The 18,945-nt window shown below is 51.5% G+C and carries 18 protein-coding genes, 1 pseudogene and 1 riboswitch; all 19 genes and pseudogenes read right to left on the reverse strand.

Annotated features, from left to right (window positions below):
• The gene (locus ET464_RS07080; RefSeq protein WP_129439531.1) at positions 1–717 is read right to left on the reverse strand and encodes a response regulator transcription factor; all 717 of its coding nucleotides are present in this window, start codon (positions 715–717) and stop codon (positions 1–3) included.
• A gap of 63 nt (positions 718–780) precedes the next feature.
• Entirely contained in the window at positions 781–2,037 is a 1,257-nt protein-coding gene (gene ccsB, locus ET464_RS07085; RefSeq protein WP_129439532.1) for a c-type cytochrome biogenesis protein CcsB, read from the reverse strand.
• The gene (resB, locus tag ET464_RS07090; protein WP_129439534.1) at positions 2,037–3,707 is read right to left on the reverse strand and encodes a cytochrome c biogenesis protein ResB; all 1,671 of its coding nucleotides are present in this window, start codon (positions 3,705–3,707) and stop codon (positions 2,037–2,039) included. Before resB ends, ccsB begins: the two co-directional genes overlap by 1 nt.
• Positions 3,708–3,750: 43 nt before the next feature.
• Positions 3,751–4,281, reverse strand: a complete 531-nt coding sequence (locus ET464_RS07095) for a redoxin domain-containing protein (RefSeq protein ID WP_129439536.1) — start codon at positions 4,279–4,281, stop codon at positions 3,751–3,753.
• A 118-nt stretch (positions 4,282–4,399) separates the two neighbouring features.
• Positions 4,400–5,140: a pseudouridine synthase gene (locus ET464_RS07100; RefSeq protein WP_129439538.1), complete on the reverse strand. Its 741-nt coding sequence runs from the start codon at positions 5,138–5,140 to the stop codon at positions 4,400–4,402.
• A 54-nt stretch (positions 5,141–5,194) separates the two neighbouring features.
• Positions 5,195–5,713: a spore maturation protein gene (locus ET464_RS07105; protein WP_208543931.1), complete on the reverse strand. Its 519-nt coding sequence runs from the start codon at positions 5,711–5,713 to the stop codon at positions 5,195–5,197.
• 264 nt (positions 5,714–5,977) lie between these two features.
• A pseudogene (locus ET464_RS07110) lies at positions 5,978–6,569 on the reverse strand (nucleoside recognition domain-containing protein); the annotation flags it as partial.
• A 53-nt stretch (positions 6,570–6,622) separates the two neighbouring features.
• The gene (locus ET464_RS07115; RefSeq protein WP_129439542.1) at positions 6,623–7,813 is read right to left on the reverse strand and encodes a D-alanyl-D-alanine carboxypeptidase family protein; all 1,191 of its coding nucleotides are present in this window, start codon (positions 7,811–7,813) and stop codon (positions 6,623–6,625) included.
• A gap of 189 nt (positions 7,814–8,002) precedes the next feature.
• Complete coding sequence (gene ytfJ / locus ET464_RS07120) at positions 8,003–8,461, reverse strand: GerW family sporulation protein (protein ID WP_129439544.1); 459 nt, start codon at positions 8,459–8,461, stop codon at positions 8,003–8,005.
• Between the two features lie 122 nt (positions 8,462–8,583).
• A complete protein-coding gene (locus ET464_RS07125; RefSeq protein ID WP_129439546.1) occupies positions 8,584–9,231 on the reverse strand; it encodes a DUF2953 domain-containing protein in 648 nt (215 codons plus the stop codon).
• Between the two features lie 117 nt (positions 9,232–9,348).
• On the reverse strand, positions 9,349–9,987 hold the full coding sequence (gene scpB / locus ET464_RS07130; protein ID WP_129439548.1) for an SMC-Scp complex subunit ScpB: 639 nt from the start codon (positions 9,985–9,987) through the stop codon (positions 9,349–9,351).
• A complete protein-coding gene (locus tag ET464_RS07135) occupies positions 9,956–10,744 on the reverse strand; it encodes a segregation and condensation protein A (RefSeq protein ID WP_129439550.1) in 789 nt (262 codons plus the stop codon). The genes scpB and ET464_RS07135 overlap by 32 nt, the downstream gene beginning before the upstream one ends.
• Before the next feature lie 152 nt (positions 10,745–10,896).
• Positions 10,897–11,367, reverse strand: a complete 471-nt coding sequence (gene ribH / locus ET464_RS07140; protein WP_129439552.1) for a 6,7-dimethyl-8-ribityllumazine synthase — start codon at positions 11,365–11,367, stop codon at positions 10,897–10,899.
• Between the two features lie 31 nt (positions 11,368–11,398).
• Entirely contained in the window at positions 11,399–12,601 is a 1,203-nt protein-coding gene (locus ET464_RS07145) for a bifunctional 3,4-dihydroxy-2-butanone-4-phosphate synthase/GTP cyclohydrolase II (protein WP_129439554.1), read from the reverse strand.
• A 34-nt stretch (positions 12,602–12,635) separates the two neighbouring features.
• A complete protein-coding gene (locus ET464_RS07150) occupies positions 12,636–13,301 on the reverse strand; it encodes a riboflavin synthase (protein WP_129439556.1) in 666 nt (221 codons plus the stop codon).
• A 23-nt stretch (positions 13,302–13,324) separates the two neighbouring features.
• Positions 13,325–14,431, reverse strand: coding sequence for a bifunctional diaminohydroxyphosphoribosylaminopyrimidine deaminase/5-amino-6-(5-phosphoribosylamino)uracil reductase RibD (ribD, locus tag ET464_RS07155; protein ID WP_208543932.1), 1,107 nt, complete (start codon positions 14,429–14,431; stop codon positions 13,325–13,327).
• Between the two features lie 270 nt (positions 14,432–14,701).
• A riboswitch (FMN riboswitch) is annotated at positions 14,702–14,909 on the reverse strand.
• A 263-nt stretch (positions 14,910–15,172) separates the two neighbouring features.
• A complete protein-coding gene (locus ET464_RS07160) occupies positions 15,173–15,604 on the reverse strand; it encodes a peptidylprolyl isomerase (RefSeq protein ID WP_129439560.1) in 432 nt (143 codons plus the stop codon).
• Positions 15,605–15,722: 118 nt separating this feature from the next.
• A complete protein-coding gene (lysA, locus tag ET464_RS07165) occupies positions 15,723–17,054 on the reverse strand; it encodes a diaminopimelate decarboxylase (protein WP_129439562.1) in 1,332 nt (443 codons plus the stop codon).
• A gap of 147 nt (positions 17,055–17,201) precedes the next feature.
• Positions 17,202–18,941, reverse strand: a complete 1,740-nt coding sequence (locus tag ET464_RS07170; protein WP_244226704.1) for a spore germination protein — start codon at positions 18,939–18,941, stop codon at positions 17,202–17,204.
• Positions 18,942–18,945: the final 4 nt, after the last annotated feature.

Below are 18,945 nucleotides of genomic sequence, written 5' to 3' on the forward strand. Positions count from 1 at the left end.
TTATTTCGGCACCTCTAGCTTATATCCGATACCCCATACGGTTGTAATCATCGCCGCCGCTTCGGAGGATACTTTATTCAGCTTTTCGCGCAGCCGTTTGACATGGGTATCGACCGTGCGCAAATCGCCAAAAAACTCGTAGTTCCACACATCCTTCAGCAGTTCCTCGCGGGAGAAAACTTTATCCGGGGATACGGCCAAATAATGCAGCAGCTCATATTCTTTTGGCGTCAAGCTTACTTCCTGCCCGCCTGCGGTTACACGGTGCGCATCATGCTCTATAATGAGATGCGGGAACACAATATTGTTGCTTGAATTGGCTTCTTTAGACAAATAAGCCGTTGCCGACGAGCGGCGCAAAATCGCTTTTACACGGTAAATGACTTCGCGCGGGCTGAACGGCTTTACGACATAATCGTCGGCACCAACCTCAAACCCTTGCACACGGTTCATTTCTTCGCCTTTCGCCGTCAGCATAATGACCGGCGTTGCTTTTACCTGGCGCAACCTGGAGCACACCTCCACGCCGTCAATTCCCGGCAGCATGACATCGAGCAAAATGAGCTCGTAGTCTTCGCTTGTCGCCATGCGCAAAGCGGTCTCGCCGTCTTCCGCCTCGTCGATCAAGTAACCTTCCTTCTCCAAATACATTTTAAGCAGCCGGCGAATTCTTTCTTCGTCGTCTACTACTAGAATACGGCTGTCAAATTCCGACAAAGCCCTCACTCCTTTCACGAACCATCTTTATTGCGATGATCCTGAACGATCTATCTATCTTTATTATACACCTGCATAGGAATGTAATCCTGCTATTACAAGGTTTACGCCAACGAGCGTAAACAAGACGATAACGAATCCGATCACTGCAAGCCAAGCCGACTTCTTCCCGTGCCAGCCCCGGGATAACCGGAAATGCAAATACGCGCTGTAATACAGCCAAGTGATTAGCGCCCACACTTCCTTGGGATCCCAGCCCCAGAAACGTCCCCAAGCCTTGTTCGCCCAAATCATCGCAAAAATAAGCGCGCCAAGCGTGAAGACAGGGAATCCGATGGCAATCGCGCGGTAACTGATTTCATCGAGATCCTCAGCATCAATTCCTTCCGTTAACGGATGAACTACCGCAGACAGCCGTTTGCGGAACAACAGCCGCAGCAGCCCATACAAGAGGGTGCCAGTTATAAGCGACCAGATGACCGTGTTCAGCTTCCGTCCAGCGTTCACCCCGTTCATCCACGAAGGCGCTTCGAACAAGCCGTCCTTCATCCCGAGAAAAGCGTCCACCTTGACCGCTTGGCTGTTATACGGTTTCGCAATCGGCGGCAGCGTATAGTCGACGGTCTCATTAGCTGACTGCTCAACGCCTTGGCTGTCGATTTTCACTTTTTCCTGTACAAACTGCGCTTCATACCCAGCGCCTTTGAATACAAAGACCGCAAGAATAAAACCTACAACCAAAATAATCGAATAATAACAAAATTCGAGCCAAAACTGCTCCCGTTTCGCTTTTTTGTCCGTCCCTTTAAAATCTACCACGCGGGTCAAGTAAACCATGCCGGCTGCAAAACCAACTGCAAAAAACGCTTCGCCAAGCGCAGCTGTTGTGACATGCACCTTCAGCCAGTTCGATTGCAGCGCCGGAATAAGCGGCTGCACGTCGGATGGAAACACGGACGCATAAGCGATAATAATGACAACGAGCGGCAGGGTAAACATGCCAAGAAGATTTTTTCGATAAATGGCATACACGATTGTAAAAGCAATCATAATAGCCATAGCGAGAAAAGTCATAAATTCATACATATTGCTGGTCGGGATTTGCTTGCTGCCGATCCACCGGGTAAAAAAGAACAGCAAATGCCCTAGCAAAGCGGCGCAGGAGACGATAAACGAAATTCTGCCCCATTTTTTCTCATGGGCTTCCGGATCGCGGTTATTGCCCCATCTCTTCCCGGCGATTGCAATAACGAAAAACAAGAACGCAAAACAATACAGAAAAAAGGCGACAAAAAATACGTTGCTGCTGAAATGTACCATTACGCTTTATTCCCTCCGTTGTCCAGCGTTTTCGGATCGACCTCGATGCCTGCTTTTCTTAAAGCACTTGCGACGTCCGAACGCATGCCATACCAGTTTTTATTCGTGTGCGCGCCAAGCGACAGTTCGCTGCCGTCTATTCGAAGCCATATCCGGCGGTGATGCCAATAAGCGCCCATCAGCAGGCCGATCATGGAAATCACTGCACCGATCCATATAAAATTCATAGCCCGGTCAATACGCACGTTCAAATAGGTAGCCGATTCGGAATAATGGACATTTTCCATCCCGTCGACATGAATCTCGATTTGATTAGCCAAATCTCCATTGATTTGATCCTGTCCAAACTTTACTTTGTCCTTTTCCATCGGGAAGTACATATAAGGCACTCCGTCTTGGGCGAGGCCGGGGCCTTTTACAATAAATACAAAGGCAGGTGCGTTCGGATCGCGTCCAAGCGTCGTCGGGTTGCCTTTGTCATCAAGCGCAAAGTCCATAAAGTTGGCATAAAGCTTTAACGTATACGGACCGACGGTATAATCCAGCGGAGCGTCCTTCATCGGCAAGTCAAACGGCCCATAGCTTTGGCCGGTATGCTTGTCCGTAATAACAGGACTGACGGATTTTAGCCGCGGCGTCAAATCGTAATCGTACTGGTACAGCTTGAGGCCTTTATATTTCAGCGGGCTGTTCACTTTAATATCATGCTGGTAAACTTCCTGCAGCACCGGCTTTTTTACCGGATCGTCGCACTGGCTTGTACATTTGTACAAAATCGCTTTTGTCTCGTACAGTTTCGCGCGCGCCTTGCCTCTCAGCTCCTCGGGGAGCTCATCGTCCTTGTAGTATACAACGGTAAATTTATCGTTCTTCACAAAATAATCGGTGCCTTCAATCGCAACGGTTTCGCCGTCCGGCACAGACACATATGCGTCCATCTGCCAGCCTGGCAGGCTGCGCGCCAATATCGAAAGCAAAAACACGATGAGGCCAATATGGTTAATGTACGGCCCCCAGCGGCTAAACCTGTTTTTCTCGGCAAGCAGCGCCGTGCCGTCAATATGTACGCGGTAACGCTTTCGTTTCAGCGCATTCGCAAACGACTGGATCCATTCGCCCGAATCAGCCTCGATCGTTCCCGTATATACGGTCTTCTGGCGGCGGATAAACTGCAGATGTTTGCGAATCTGCTGCTTGCTGAGCGCTTTGTAAAGCGGCAGCACCCGGTCCAGACTGCAGACGACAAGCGAAGTGCCTATCATTACAAGCAGACCGATAAACCACCAGGAATCATATGTATGCGATAAACCAAGCGCGTAATAGATTTGCCCCGTTACGCCGTAGGTGTCCTTGTAATAGGACGCAAAATCGGCGTTGCTGCTGACAAATGTATTTTCCTGCGGATAAATGGTTCCAAGCGAAGCAGCGACAAGTGTAATCAGAATGAGATAGATAGCAATTTTAACCGACGAGAAAAAATTCCATACCCGGTCAATCACGCCCGGATTGCTTTTTTGGGAACGTCTCGCCGCCCCGTCGTATCTCATTTCGAGAGGCTCGCTGGAATGTTCTTCTTCGTTAAGCAGCGGCTTGCCGCAGCTTTCGCACAGCACTGTCCCGACATGGTTCTGATGCCCGCACTCGCATTTCGTATTATGGATGAGCGACAATTCTCGGAAACCTCCCAGACCAAACTCGCTTTGCTAGAAGCGGCTACAAGGAAAGCAAACGTTCAACACGCTCGTCAATGTCGGATTGTGACATGCCGCCAACCATGATGTCCATAATGGAGCCGTCAGGCTTCACAAAAAAGGTTGTCGGGTATGAGCGGAGCCCGTAGCTGTGTTCTGTCTTTCGATTAACGTCGCGCAGGATCGGATAATGCAAATCAAACTGGCGGACAAAGTTGTTGACCGTCAGCGTGTCCTCGCTTAAATTAATCGCCAAAATGACAAGCCCTTTATCTTTCCATTTCTGGTACTGCTGCTCGAACTCCGGCATCTCCTGTACGCATGGCGGACAAAAAGAGCCCCAGAAATTGATGACAATCGGCTTGCCTTTGTAATCAGAAAGTGCATGAACGTTCCCTTGCAGGTCAACCAGCTTGAAATCGGCGGGCTTGCCCCCCACTTTCGGAATCTGCCCGTCGCCGGCGGCAAACAGCGTCGTTCCTATCGCGTAGCCACCGATGATGAGCACAGCAAGCAAAATAACAATTTGAACCGGCTTTCGCGAAGCTTTCATTGTTCCTGTTCCACCACCCTGAGGGTATTGTCTGTTGTAGGCAGTCTAGGATGTCTGGTCTTGGCTGATAATCCCATTATAACGAAAATTCGACGGCAAATGCCGCCGATGATTTTTGCTATTTATGAATATTATGTGACTTCATCGCGATATCGCGAAGCTCTTTAATTTCTTCCTCATTCAGATGACGATATTTGCCGCGCGGCAGCGGACTTAGCGGAAGTTCGCCGAAGCGAACCCGCTTCAGCCTGATAACCGGATGGTGGATCGCATCGAACATCCGGCGCACCTGGCGGTTCCGGCCTTCATAAATAGTAATGCTGATTGTCGCTTGGTTTTTTTCAGTATCAATGTCGTGATATTCGACCTCTGCCGGAGCAGTCATGCCGTCCTCCAGCTTGATGCCTTTTTGCAGCTTCTCGAGCGAAGTGCCATGCGGAACGCCCCGTACGGTAGCCAAATACGTTTTGGGCACGTGATGGCTAGGGTGCGTCAGCAAATTGGCAAATTCGCCGTCGTTGGTCAGCAGAAGCAAACCTTCCGTATCGTAATCCAGCCGGCCGACCGGGTATACCCGCTCCTTGATTCCGGGCAAAAAATCAGTCACCACTTTGCGCCCCTGCGGATCGGTTGCGCTTGTGATGACGCCTTTTGGTTTATTCAGCATTAAATAGAGCTTCTTCTCGCCGCGGATTCGTTTGCCGTTTACCGTAATGACATCGGCAGCAGGATCGGCTTTAGCGCCAAGCTCGGTTACTTTTTCGCCGTTAACTTCAACCAGTCCGGCTTGAATCATTTCTTCGCATTTGCGCCGGGATGCTACACCCGCTTGCGCTAATATTTTTTGTAATCGTTCCAATGGGTTCACCTCAACCTCCATCATAACGATATGAAGGCAAAAGCACAAGCGGCGTTACCCGAATAGAATCATACAAATGACAATTGCCGCAACAAACCCGACTAAATCGGAAAAAAGCCCTACTTTCAACGCATAACGGGTCCGTTTAATGCCAACGGCTCCAAAATATACGGTCAGCACATACAGCGTCGTATCGGTGCTGCCCTGGATGGTGGAGGCGATCCGCCCGATCATCGAATCGGGTCCGTAATTTTGGATCAAATCCGCCGTAAAAGCTAACGAACCTGCTCCTGTGAGCGGTCGCAATATGCCCAGCGGCAAAATTTCAGTTGGAACGCCTATCGCATCAAAAACCGGCTTAACTGCGCCCAGCATTAAATCCATTGCGCCGGAAGCCCGGAACATGCTGATGGCCACCATCATGCCAACCAGCGGCGGAATGATGTTAATGGCGGTGCCAAAGCCGTCTTTGGCACCTTCTATAAACGTTTCGTATACGGGTACTTTGCGAAATGCGGCATATAACGGGACAAATACGATAATGGCAGGAATAATCCAAGCGGATACCTGCATGAACCAATCATACAACAGACTCACCTCTGTCTGTCGTATTTCCGGTGCCGGCGGCCGGAGGCGTACTGCCGGGTGCGTTGCCGGAAGCCTGCCCGAAGATCGAAGATGGCTGCGCGCGGTTTGCATAGACTGATGCGGCAGGCGGCTGCATCCGGACGTTGCCAGCCGGCGGAGGCGGATGGAGGTTTCCGGCTGCGGAAGGCGAATCCGCCGGGCTGCTGCTCGTGCGAGGCGCTGCAGCCCGGAATACGCTTCCTCCGCCGGAGATCGGATTGGCCGGAGGCTGCCGCTTCCGATACCACCTATCGGCCGCTATCGCGGCTCCTGTCGCAATAATCGTCGCCAGTATTGTCGTGCCTACGATTTCAGCCGGATTGGCAGAACCATATTTCATACGGATCGCAATAAGCGTTGTAGGCACAATCGTAATGCTCGATGTATTTAAGGCCAGCAGCGTACACATGGCCGGCGTAGCCGTCTCCTTGTCCGGATTCAGCTTCTGCAGCTCCTGCATCGCTTTAATGCCCATTGGCGTAGCCGCGTTGCCAAGCCCAAACAGGTTGGCGCTCAGATTGCTCATAATATAGCCCAGCGCGGGATGGCCGGCCGGTACATCGGGAAACAGCTTGCGCACTGCCGGGCCAAGCAGCTTGGCCAGCTTTTTGAGCAGACCGGCATCCTCGGCAATGCGCATCAGCCCCAGCCATAACACCATGATGCTGATGAGGCCAAAGCTGATCGTGACGCCGGATTCCGCGCCTTGAAACGCCGCTTTCGTCACGTCTTCCACTTTCCCGTTATATACAGCTGCAGCAACGCTTGCCACCATAAAAAACAACCAGATCCAATTGACCATCAACAACCGCCTCCCCCAAGCGATTTATTGCTTATGTTTCTCCCATTCCTTCCCTATCGAAACAGGGACGAAAGAACATCCCGGAGATCGGACCAAACGCCTTTATCTCCGGCAGCTTTTTTATAATCAGACCAAGCCTCGTCAGACATCGGTTTTTTCTCCGGAAGCTTCAGCCTTTTGCTGCCAATATCAACAAGCGGGACAGCTCCGATTTTGGAATCGTTCAAATACCACTCCAGCCGGCCTTTTTCCCCTAATACCGCTTGGACCGAAACCGGGTCATGCATTATAACGCGAGCTTGTACCTTTGATTTTTCCGAGTCAGTCATCGGATATTGAAACGCTTGTCCGGCAGCCAAGGCATAACCAGGAACAGGTTCTCCTTTGGCAGCAAGAGGCGTCAGCTTATAATTCGCAAATCCCCAGTCCAGCAGCTTCATATGGTCATTCCAGTCATCCCCGTCATTAATCGTTACCGCTGCAAGCTGCTGGCCGCCGCGGGTCGCCGAGCTGACAAGACAGCGCAAAGCCTGCTTCGTGTAACCTGTCTTAACGCCGTCCGCGCCTTCATAAAGGCGGAGCATTTTATTTTTGTTCGTCCATTTGTAATCCCATGGATCATTGGGATTCGGGGCTGTCTTTACGCTGGTTGATACAATTTTGGCGAACACAGGGTTTTTCAGCGAATACGCAGCAAGCTTGGCCAAATCATTGGCAGACGAATAATGGCCTTCGGCATCCAGCCCGTGCGGATTCATAAAATGCGTATGGCTAAGCCCCAAATAAGCTGCTTTTTCATTCATAAGCGCAACGAAACCTTCTTCGCTGCCGCCGACGTGTTCGGCGATTGCCGTTGCCGCATCATTGCCCGAACGCAGCATCAAGCCATACAACATGTCAAGCAGCTTCATCTGCTCGCCCGGCTTCAAGTAAATCGAAGAGCCTTCCTTGCCTGCAGCACGATTGCTTGTTTTGACAACGCTGGACAGTTTGCTGTGCTCAATCGCTACAATAGCCGTCATAATTTTCGTCAGGCTTGCGATTTTTAACGCTTCATCGCCGTTGCTGCTGTACAGCAGCCTGCCCGATGCCACATCAATTAAAGCGGAAGCTTTGGCATGTGTGTAGACGTTCGGAGGTTGTTCTCCCGCCGATTGTTCCGCGCTTGCGATGCATGTCGGCATGCACAGCGCTGCAGCAACCATCATGCTTACACTAAGCTGTAAAAGCCGGTTTCCAAACATTGGTCTTAAGTTGCCCCTTTCAAGTGTGCATTTCGTATCACGGCTTTATATAGTTTATGCTTATTCTCCCCGGGTTAGACGCTTGTTCCAAAACATCTCCGCTCCGTGCCGTCCCGTGCCAAAAGAACAACAGCCTTATCCCTCTGCGGAAGAAGGAATAAGGCTGTTGTTCATATCCTGTGCGATTGTTTAAATATAACGGTCATGTTCAACCGAGCCATGCTCCAGCGAATCAGAGTGATTGTGATTTTGGCGAATCATGGATTGGATTTTATCAAATACATGCGGCGCCGAGTCAATTACACGCTCCATCAGATGCGTTTGATTATCAAGCGGCACCACTTTAACGCCTTGCGAGCCTACAACAAGAAAAGCAATTGGCGTAATTGAAACACCGCCGCCGCTGCCCCCGCCAAAAGGAGCCGCCGAATCGTGGCTGCCATCGGATCCATGCATATGGCTGGCGCTGCCGTCGAACCGGATATCGCTGCCGCCCGCCACGAAGCCGAATCCAACTTTGCTGATCGGCATAATTACACTGCCGTCCGGCGTCTGCACCGGGTCACCCACTATCGTATTAACATCCACCATTTCCTTAATATTTTCCATCGCAGTCTGCATCAAGCCTTGAATCGGATGCTCGGACATTGCTATTCCTCCTCTATGCGAATCGGATTATCCTTACGCTTGTAGTATTGTGCTCACTGCGGGGAGAGAGTATGTACCGGATACCGAAAGTTAAAATTGTGCCTGGCGGCATCATTTGCCGATCATGTCGGCGAAAGCCTGAGCAGCCGCTGAATTTCTTTAAACGTTGTTTTCGTTTTGCGGAGGCGGCCAAGCAGCTGCATCGTAATGACAAAGCCGTCCCACAATGAAAGCGTTGCTTTGCATGTCCATTCCGTCCGCAGGCAAGGCTGCTGGGTATATATCGGCTGCACAACCATGACCGGCTCCGCCTTCAGCCGGACCAGCTGTGACAGCAATCCTAGTAACGCTGTTTTTACGGACCATACAGCGCCGGTCGCCATTGCCGTCCACATCGCGTCCCCCGTTCCGACGTCCGTCTTCCAATTCCACTCGACCAGCTTCACTCTGGCCAGCGCCTTGCGCATCCAGCGTTCCAGATTGCGGAACAAATGGACGATCCTCTGCATCCGGTCAATCGCGGTCATGACTTTGTCTTTATCAATCTCGGTGTCGGTTTCTCCGTCCATATGGGCCGCTGTAATATCAAAAGCCGATTGCTGCTGCAGCTGCAGCACACGGCCGTTAAAATCAAGAAACGGAATTCGTTTCCGGTAATTCACAATCCCATACAGCGCCCGGACCTTAAATATCCATTCGTCTGCAAAATCTTGCCGGTTTAAATACCCTTCGATAACAATCGGCGACAACATCACTATTAAAATGAGCAAAAAAAAGAAGCCTCCCCTATCGCCCAACCGTATGAGGCCGGAATCATTCCTTCCTCCTCCATTTCCTAATGCTGGTTGGCTATAGTATGGCTTGGCCGCTTAAACTCATGCATACGTTTAAACCGATTCCTCTTCTTCTGGCTGAGGCTGTGCCATCGGCGCGAATTCATCCAGCGTGAGCTGGCGCTCATCAAGCCGCTCGAACAGCATTTGCGTCTGCTCCTCCAGCGCATCTTCAATGCTGACATGTCCCGGATCCGGCAGCGCCTTCAAGCTGGCGAGCCCGAAATAATCGAGGAACGCTTTTGTTGTTCCATATAGGATAGGCCGCCCGATTGCTTCCGCCCGTCCGACCTCTTCGATCAGATCCTTGGATACAAGCGATGCGATCGCACGGTCGCTTTTGACGCCGCGAATCTCTTCGATATCGATACGGGTTATCGGCTGTCTGTACGCCACGATCGACAATGTCTCAAGCGCGGCTTGAGACAGATGCGAACGAGTTGGCGAATAAGCCATTTTCTCAAAATACGGCGCATGCTCCGGATGGGTTGTCAGCCGGTAAGCGCCTGCCACCTCCGCCAGCTGGATGCCGCGGCCTTCCCTTTCCAAATCGCGGTGCAAATCGTAAGCCAAATCGGTTATCAGCTCGGAATCCAGCTCCAGAATATCGGCGAGCTGCCGCTTCGTTAAGCCTTCGTCCCCTGCCATAAACAATAAGCCTTCAATAATCGATTTCAGCTTCGAGTAATCCACTTTCCGCCATTTCTCCTCTCCAATGAATGACAATATCTTCGAACAAGGTATGCTGAAAGCATCTAATATGCTTCATTTTCATCAGTTCCAGAATCGCCAGGAATGTTACGACGATCTCATGCTTGTTCATATTTTCACGAATTAAACGCGAAAAACGAACGGTTTCGTATTGCTTCAATACTTCCACAATGTCGCGGATGCGGTCTTTGACCGATATTTCATCCCGCTGGACGGTGGCTACGATACTTCTTCGCGCTGCTCTGCGTAATGCTTTCTGAAAGGCTGCTATCAAGTCGCTGAGATGAATGCCTTCCACCGGATTAACCGGCACTTCTTTCATATAAGGCGTCAAATCATCCGGCTCTCGCATATACACAAGGCTTCTGTTCATTTCCTTTTCTTTCAGCTGGGCCGCGATTTGCTTATATTTGCGGTATTCGATCAGCTTCTGGATCAGCTCGTCCCTTGGATCAAGCCCGTTATCCTCATCCATCCATTCGTCAATAAATTCATCTTCGAATACCGGCGGCTTCGGCAGCAGCTGCTTGCTTTTGATAGCAAGCAAAGTGGCCGCCATCACGAGAAATTCGCTTGTCACATCAAGCTCCAGCTCTTTCATGGCGTCCAAATATTCCATGTATTGATCGGTAATTTCACTTATAGAAATATCCTGTATATCGATTTCCGATTTATCAATTAAATGGAGCAATAAATCAAGCGGCCCTTCAAAAGTATCCAGCTTGTAAAGCACCGTCACCCTTATTCCTCCTGCCTGTCTCAACAACTCTATTCCATAATATTACCCGATACAAGTGCACATGGTAAAGCCCCAGACCCGGATTGGGTTGGGGGCTCTGCGATGAATGGAGCTGTAACGGACCGTCCGGTCAATCGCCTGGCAACCTGCCGTTAGGCTTGCAGCTGTCTCGTAAGGTTAGCCATCTCAATAGCGGAAACGGCAGCTTCATATCCTTTGTTGCCTGCTTTTGTGCCGGCGCGTTCAATTGCTTGCTCGATAGAATCAACCGTCAGTACGCCGAAAATAGTCGGCACGCCGGATTTCAGCGAAATCGCCGCAACGCCTTTCGCGACTTCGTTGCACACATAGTCAAAGTGAGGCGTTGACCCCCGGATAACAGCCCCCAGCGTAATGACCGCGTCATACTTGCCGCTTTCGGCCATTTTTTGCGCGATGAACGGAATTTCGAAAGCGCCTGGAACCCAAGCCACTTCCACATCGGAATCTTCTGCGCCATGGCGTTTGAAGCCGTCCAGCGCGCCATTCAGCAGTTTCGTCGAAATAAATTCGTTGAAACGGCCAACGACAACACCATATTTTAAACCTGACGATACTAAATGTCCTTCATATACATGCGGCATACAAATAATCCTCCTAAGTATAAATCAGTTTTTATTGGTCAAAACGGAGCATATGGCCAAGTTTGGCCTGCTTCGTCCGCAAATAACGGTCATTATCTTTATTGCTTTTCATTTGAATCGGCACGCGCTCTGTTACTTCAAGGCCGTAGCCTTCCAGCCCTTTTATTTTGCGCGGATTGTTTGTTAAGAGACGCATCTTCGTAATGCCCAAATCTTTTAAAATTTGCGCCCCGATGCCATATTCACGCAAATCCGCCGGAAACCCGAGCTTCAGGTTAGCATCCACCGTATCCAGGCCCTGCTCCTGCAGCTCGTAAGCTTTCAGCTTATTGATGAGGCCGATGCCTCTTCCTTCCTGCCGCATATAAAGCAGGACGCCTTGGCCCGCTTCCGCAATCTGGCTTAACGCCGCGGCAAGCTGCGGACCGCAGTCGCAGCGGTGGGAGTGGAATACATCGCCGGTCAAGCATTCGGAGTGGACACGGACCAGCACCGGCTCATCCTGCTGCCATTCGCCTTTGACAAGCGCCACATGTTCCTTGCCGTCAATCTCGTTCGTATAAGCTACCGCCCGGAAATCGCCGAAATCGGTCGGCAAGTTGACATCAACGGCGCGCTGCACCAGTTTCTCGCTGGCATTGCGGTATTGAATCAGCTCTTGAATAGTGATGAGCACCAGATTATGTTTTTGCTTGAATTCGATCAGGTCCGGCAACCGGGCCATCGTGCCGTCTTCTTTTATAATTTCACAAATAACGCCTGCCGGCGCCGAGCCGGCCATCCGCGCCAGATCAACCGCCGCTTCCGTATGTCCTGCGCGCCGCAGTACGCCGCCGTCTTTTGCAATAAGCGGAAAAATATGCCCCGGCCGGCGGAAATCCGATGCGCGCGTCTGATCCTGGATAAACGCCTGAACCGTCTGGGAACGCTCAAACGCGGATATGCCGGTTGTCGTTGTCGCATGGTCAACCGAGATCGTAAACGCCGTTCCGTGGTAATCCGTATTCCGGTTTACCATCGGCGGCAAGTCAAGCTGCGCTGCTCGTTCCTGCGTAATCGGCACGCATACAAGACCACGCGCTTCCGTAATCATGAAGTTAATGACTTCAGGGGTCGCATGCTCCGCCAGGGCGATCAAGTCCCCTTCATTCTCGCGGTCTTCGTCGTCGACCACAATAATGGGCTTGCCTGCCTTCAAATCGGCAATGGCTTCCTCAATCGTGTTAAAAGCCATTTAAATCCCCTCCTCATCCGATTGTGCTGCTTTATTATAAAAATCCGTTATCCGCCAAAAAATCCGCCGTCAACCGCTTAGCCCCGGCCGGTTTGGAATGGGCCGGCTCTCTGTAATGAAGGAGATGGTCGACATACTTGCCAATAACATCACATTCGATGTTGACGATATCCCCTTGCGATTTATGCTGCAAAGCCGTCTCCGCCAGCGTATGAGGGATAATCGAAACTTGGAATGTATCCATGCTTGTATCCACTACCGTTAAGCTGACGCCGTCAATCGTAATCGAGCCTTTCGGAATAATGTACCGGAGCGATTCCGGTTCCGATGCGCGTAATGTAAACACAACCGCATTCGCTTCCGACTGCCGGTTTAAAATTTCGGCCATGCCGTCGCAATGCCCTTGGACGATATGGCCGCCAAACCGGCCGTTCGCCTGCATGGCGCGTTCGAGATTTAACGGCTGCCCCGGGCGCAGCTGCTGCAGATTGGAACGCCTGAACGTCTCGGGCATCACATCAGCTGCAAAAGATGTCTGGTCATAAGCGATAACGGTCAGACATACGCCGTTCACCGCGATGCTGTCGCCGAGTGCAATGCCTTCAAGCACTTTGGACGCTGTGATAGTGAGAACCATCGCTTCTCCTTGCCTGAACACTTTTTTCAAACGGCCAATTTCCTCAATGAGTCCGGTAAACAAGACGCCCGCACCTCCTCTTTTGCCTATTGTTCCCCATATTGAGGATAACCGGTCACGCAAATATCGGCTCCCGCCAGCTCCACATGAACGTCTGTGAGCTGAATCGCATCAGCCATTTTCGCAAAGCCGTCAAACGTAAAAGTGCCGGGAGCATCGGAGCCGCCGATAATTTTGGCCGCATAGTACAAAATCACTTTATCGATCAGGCCAGCTGCCAGCATGGCCCCGTTGAGACGGCCGCCGCCTTCGAGCAATATCGAGCCGATCTCCAGCTCGCCAAGCTTAAGCATCGCCAGCTTTAAATCGACATGCGGGCCAGCCCCGCAAGCGATAACCTCCACGCCGGCCTGCTCTAAATCCGTTCGCTTAGACTCGTCCGCGCCTTCTGTCGCAAGCACCAGCGTACGGGCAGAACGGTCGGTTACAACTCTTGCCGCAAGCGGCAAACGCAGCTTCGAATCCACAATTATCCGTACCGGATCGATAGCATCGACAGCGGCGCGGGTCGTCAGCTGCGGATCGTCAGCAAGCACCGTTTCAATGCCAACCATAATCGCTTCATGCTGATGGCGGAGCGTGTGCACCTGTTCGCGGGCGGCAGCTCCGGTGACCCAGCGGCTGTCCCCTGTCCGGGAAGCGATTTTGCCATCCAGCGTGCTGGCCGTCTTGAGCGTAACGAACGGGAGTCTTGTCGTAATGTATTTGTTAAATTTCTCATTCATCGCATTCGACTTATCGCCCAGCAGGCCGACCGTAACGTCGATACCCGCTTCGCGCAGCCGTTTAATGCCTCTTCCGGCGACCTGCGGATTAGGATCCTCTGTCGCGACAACGACCCGAGACGCCTTCGCCTCGATAATTCTCTCGCAGCATGGCGGCGTTTTGCCGTGATGGCTGCAAGGCTCAAGCGTTACATATACCGTTGCGCCCTCCGCTTCATCGCCGGCCATCTTCAGCGCATGCACTTCAGCATGGCCGGTCCCGCGCTTCAAGTGGGTGCCTACGCCGATGATCCGGCCGTCTTTGACAACGACGCAGCCGACAACCGGGTTGATGCCGGTTTGCCCTTGCGCTTTGCGCGCCAGCTCAAGAGCAAGCTGCATATAATATTCATCGTTTAAAATATCTATCAACGCAAATAACCCCCGTAGGCAATCGCTTGGCCAACGGGGGAAATAGATGAAAAATGAAAAGCGTCCCGGCGCACTTCCGCACAAGGCAATTGACAGTTTCACAACCATCAAAAAAACAGGCCATGCGGAGCCGGCTAAACAACGCGCAGCGCTATAAGCTGCCGCCCGTTTATTGAGCCTCTGTGCGTAAACATCTTCAAATAAGCCGGCTGCTACGTTTGTGTGAATTCCTTCACAACAACAGCGGACATGATGCTAACCGAAAAGCTTCCCCTTCTCCCATCCAGACTATACTGTCGGTCCCGGATTTGCACCAGGTCCACCGTTCCGCTTCAGTCAAATGCATCAATCTGCTCTTCGCTGCAGCTCGGAACGGGTCACGGACTGACGAATAATGCTGCGATTTGGTGTTCCAATCCCGCAGCTTTATCCGATCACCGCCGGTTGGGACTTTCACCCGACCCCGAAGGTAAGCTGATTATTCATTTGGAATAATTAATGTGCATAATTAACTGCATCCGGTATAAACACATTAACATTGATGAAATGTTACCACTGAAAAAATAAAAATGCAAGGCTTTCTCGCGGCACTATTTTTGTAAGGGTTTCCACAATAAAAGGAAAACCGATTGATTTCGACATGAACAGACAGGCCGCTTCATCACAAAAAACCGCTCAAACCAAGGAATCCCCATCGGTTTGAGCGGTTTTCAGTTCGTTCAGCTAGGGATGGAAGGATTAAACTTCGACAACCTCTACCTTTTCCATTTTGGTGCCGTTTTTGAACGTATCGACATGCTCCATGCCTTTTGCCACTTTGCCAAATACCGTGTGCTGGCCGTCCAGGTGCGGCTGCGGCTGGTAGCAGATATAGAACTGGCTGCCGCCTGTGTTGCGTCCCGCATGGGCCATTGCAAGCGTACCGCGCTCATGTTTGTTCGGGTTGATCTCGCAGTTGATCGTGTAGCCAGGGCCGCCGGTGCCAGTGCCGTGAGGGCAGCCGCCTTGCGCTACAAAGCCGGGAATAACGCGATGGAACGTAAGTCCGTTATAGAAACCGCTGTTTGCCAGCTTCTCGAAGTTTGCTACCGTGTTAGGCGCATCAGCGTCAAACAGGTCCAGAACAACTTCCCCGCCGTCTGCGAGCGTAATTTTTGCTTGTTTTGCCATAATCGCATCTACCTTTCTTTTGCCAAATTTACAGCAGAAAAGCCAGCCACGGCTTTCGCATGAGACAGCCTGGCTGACTTTCTTGTCCGATTAACCTATACGTTACCAAAAAACACCCTTACTTCGCAACTCCGGATTTGCTCAGGCGAGCCGGGATCACATCGTTGCAAATAATGTTGTCCAGCGATTCGCGGTTTACGACGAGATCGGCTTCGCCGTTTTGTACAAATACAACAGCCGGACGGCGGATGCGGTTATAGTTGCTCGCCATCGCATAGTTGTAAGCGCCAGTGCAGAATACGGCAAGCAGATCGCCCGAATTTGCTTTCGGCAGGTCCAGATCCCAGATCAGCATATCGCCGCTTTCGCAGCATTTGCCGGCAATGGATACCGTCTCTTCTTTCGGTTCGTTGGCGCGGTTAGCGAGCACCGCTTCGTATTTCGACTGGTAAAGCGCAGGGCGCGGGTTATCAGTCATGCCGCCGTCAACGGCAACATATTTGCGCACGCCCGGAATGTCTTTGCTTGTACCAATTGTATACAGCGTTGTACCTGCATCGCCAACCATGCTGCGGCCCGGTTCAACCCAAATTTCAGGCAGCGGATATTCCGCAGCGTTGAAATTCGTAATAATCGCGCCCGTAATGGCTTGAACATATTCTGCGATCGGAAGCGGCTTGTCGCCTTCCACATAACGGATGCCGAAGCCGCCGCCCAGGTTGATCACTTTGAACGTGAGACCCAGCTCCGAGCGAACCGATACCGCAAATGCGGCCACTTTGTCGACAGCCATACGGAAGCCTTCCACTTCGAAAATTTGCGAGCCGATATGGGAATGTACACCCAAAATAACAAGGTTGCTCAGGCCCATAGCCGTTTCGATTGCTTGTCTAGCCGCTCCATTGCCGATATCGAAGCCAAACTTCGAATCCTGCTGGCCGGTCGAAATATAGTCATGTGTATGGGCTTCCACGCCAGGCGTTACGCGGAGCAGAATGTTTACTTTTTTGCCTTTGTCGCCTGCCAGCGCGTTCAGCAGCTGCAGCTCCACAAAGTTGTCTACAACAAAGCAGCCGATGCCTGCATCAAGAGCCATATTGATTTCGTCCGGCGTTTTGTTGTTGCCATGGAAATGGATGCGCTCGACAGGGAATCCTGCTTGCAGCGCGGTGTACAGCTCGCCGTCGGATACGACATCCAAGGAAAGCCCTTCTTGCTCAGCGATGGCGCACATCGCCATAACGCTGAACGCTTTGCTTGCATAAGCGACCTGGAAGTTCAGGCCGGATGCCTTGAACGCTTGGACATATTCACGCGCACGCTGGCGTACAAGCGCTTCATCCACAATGTACAGCGGCGTGCCGAATTTTTGAGCCAGGTCGGTTACATCGTTGCCGCCGATTTCGAGATGGCCTTTATCATTTATTTTACTCGTTCCATGCAAAAACATGATCTCTCTCCTCGTTTCCACTGCTCTTGCTCCATCCAATCGGCATTCGCAGTTCCGATAAAATATTATTTGCACCAATAGCATCAGTATATAATATTCTATCCGCGAGAGATATGGATAAATTAACAACACATTTGCAATTTTCACTCATTCTGGTTTGGGCATTTTTTCTCTTCGCTGCGGACGGAGCAAGTTTGGACGGAACCGGTTTTGCAGCACCGGCGGCCTCAAAATGATATTCATTAAAGCCCGCAGGTCAAACGGGATAAACGGCCACATATACGGACGGTTAAAGGAACGTTCCGTGCACAGCAGTATAAGCACCGCTGTAGTCGCAATGACCAGCCCCGGAACTTTAAACGCCGACACCGCAATGATTAAGAGGAGCCGTACGATCCGGTTGGCTAATCCCAACTCATAGCTTGGCGTAGCGAACATCCCAATGGCGGCAACCGCCATATATAAGATAACCTCGTTAATAAACACGCCTGTCTGAACGGCGATGTCGCCGATCAGGATCGCTGCAACGAGGGACATCGCCGTCGCAAGCGGCGTTGGCGTATGGACGGCCGCCATCCGCATCAGGTCAACCCCGACCTCCGCCAGCAGAAACTGGACGACCAGCGGCAATTTCCCGGTTTTCTCCGGACCCAGAAAATCAAGCGCGCTTGGCTTATATTCCGGATGCATGACGAACAAAATCCACAGCGGCAGCAAAAACAACGAAGCAAAAATCCCGGCAAAACGCACCCAGCGGAGATACGTGCCGATAAACGGCGTCTGGCGGTTCTCTTCGGCATGCTGAATCAAATCAAAAAAGGTTGTCGGCAATATCATGACGCTAGGCGACGTATCGACCAGCACAACCACCGCGCCCTCCAGCATATGCGCCGAAACGACATCGGGCCTCTCGGAATAACGGACGTTCGGGAACGGGTTCCAGCCCCGCTTCACCGTCGCTTCCTCCAGCTGCTTATCCGCAAGCGGCAAGCCGTCAAGCTTGACGGCTTTTATTTTGTCCTTGATCGCCTCCAGCAGCTCTTTGTCCACCAAATCGTTGATGTAGGCGATACAAATATCCGTCTGCGTCCGCGCTCCGACACGAACTAGCTCATACCGCAGCTGCGGATCGCGCAGACGTCTGCGGATAAGCGAAACGTTGGTCATCAGCGTTTCTGTAAAGCCGTCCCGGCTCCCGCGGACAACGCGTTCGATGGACGGCTCCTCCGGGCCGCGTCCCGGAAAGTTTTTGGCATCAATGTCGATCGCAAAAGGCTCCTCGTCAATAAACAACGCTGTATTGCCGGACAGGACGCTCGTTAAAATTTTGTTCCAGTCTTCCTGCTTAACCGCCTGTGAAGATGGCAAATATTCATTGAAAAACATTTTGAACGCATCGCCGGACAGATGATCCGGATTCAAAAACGTAAGCCGGTTAATGAGATTGCTGAGCAGCAGGCTGTTTGCAAGCCCGTTCATAAAGAAAAATGCGACGCGTTTATCACCGAAACTCATTTCCCTGACGACGATATCAAAGCTGGTACCGTAGCCGACCTCGTTTTTCAGCCGTTCCAGCACTTCATCCAGGTCTTGTGGAATCGGACTGAATTTTTTTTCGTTATCCGACTGCTCCTTTTGGCGGGAATCGCCGGCGGCATGCTTAGACTTCCGTTCAGCCCGTTTGTCCGGACGTTCATCCTGCTCATCCATCATAGGCAGGAAGCTTCTGTCTTCATCCTTCTGATCCCCGTCTTCATGGTCTTTATTCCGATCCTGATCCCGTCCGTACCTGCCGGATTCCTCGGCCAGCTGCTGCTCGGGAATGCCGATGAAGCTGTGGGGAATTTCTTCACTGCCTTTATCGCCAGTTTCCAAATGTTTCGACATGTCT

The organism is Paenibacillus protaetiae (assembly GCF_004135365.1).
GTDB classification, from domain to species: domain Bacteria; phylum Bacillota; class Bacilli; order Paenibacillales; family Paenibacillaceae; genus Paenibacillus_AP; species Paenibacillus_AP protaetiae.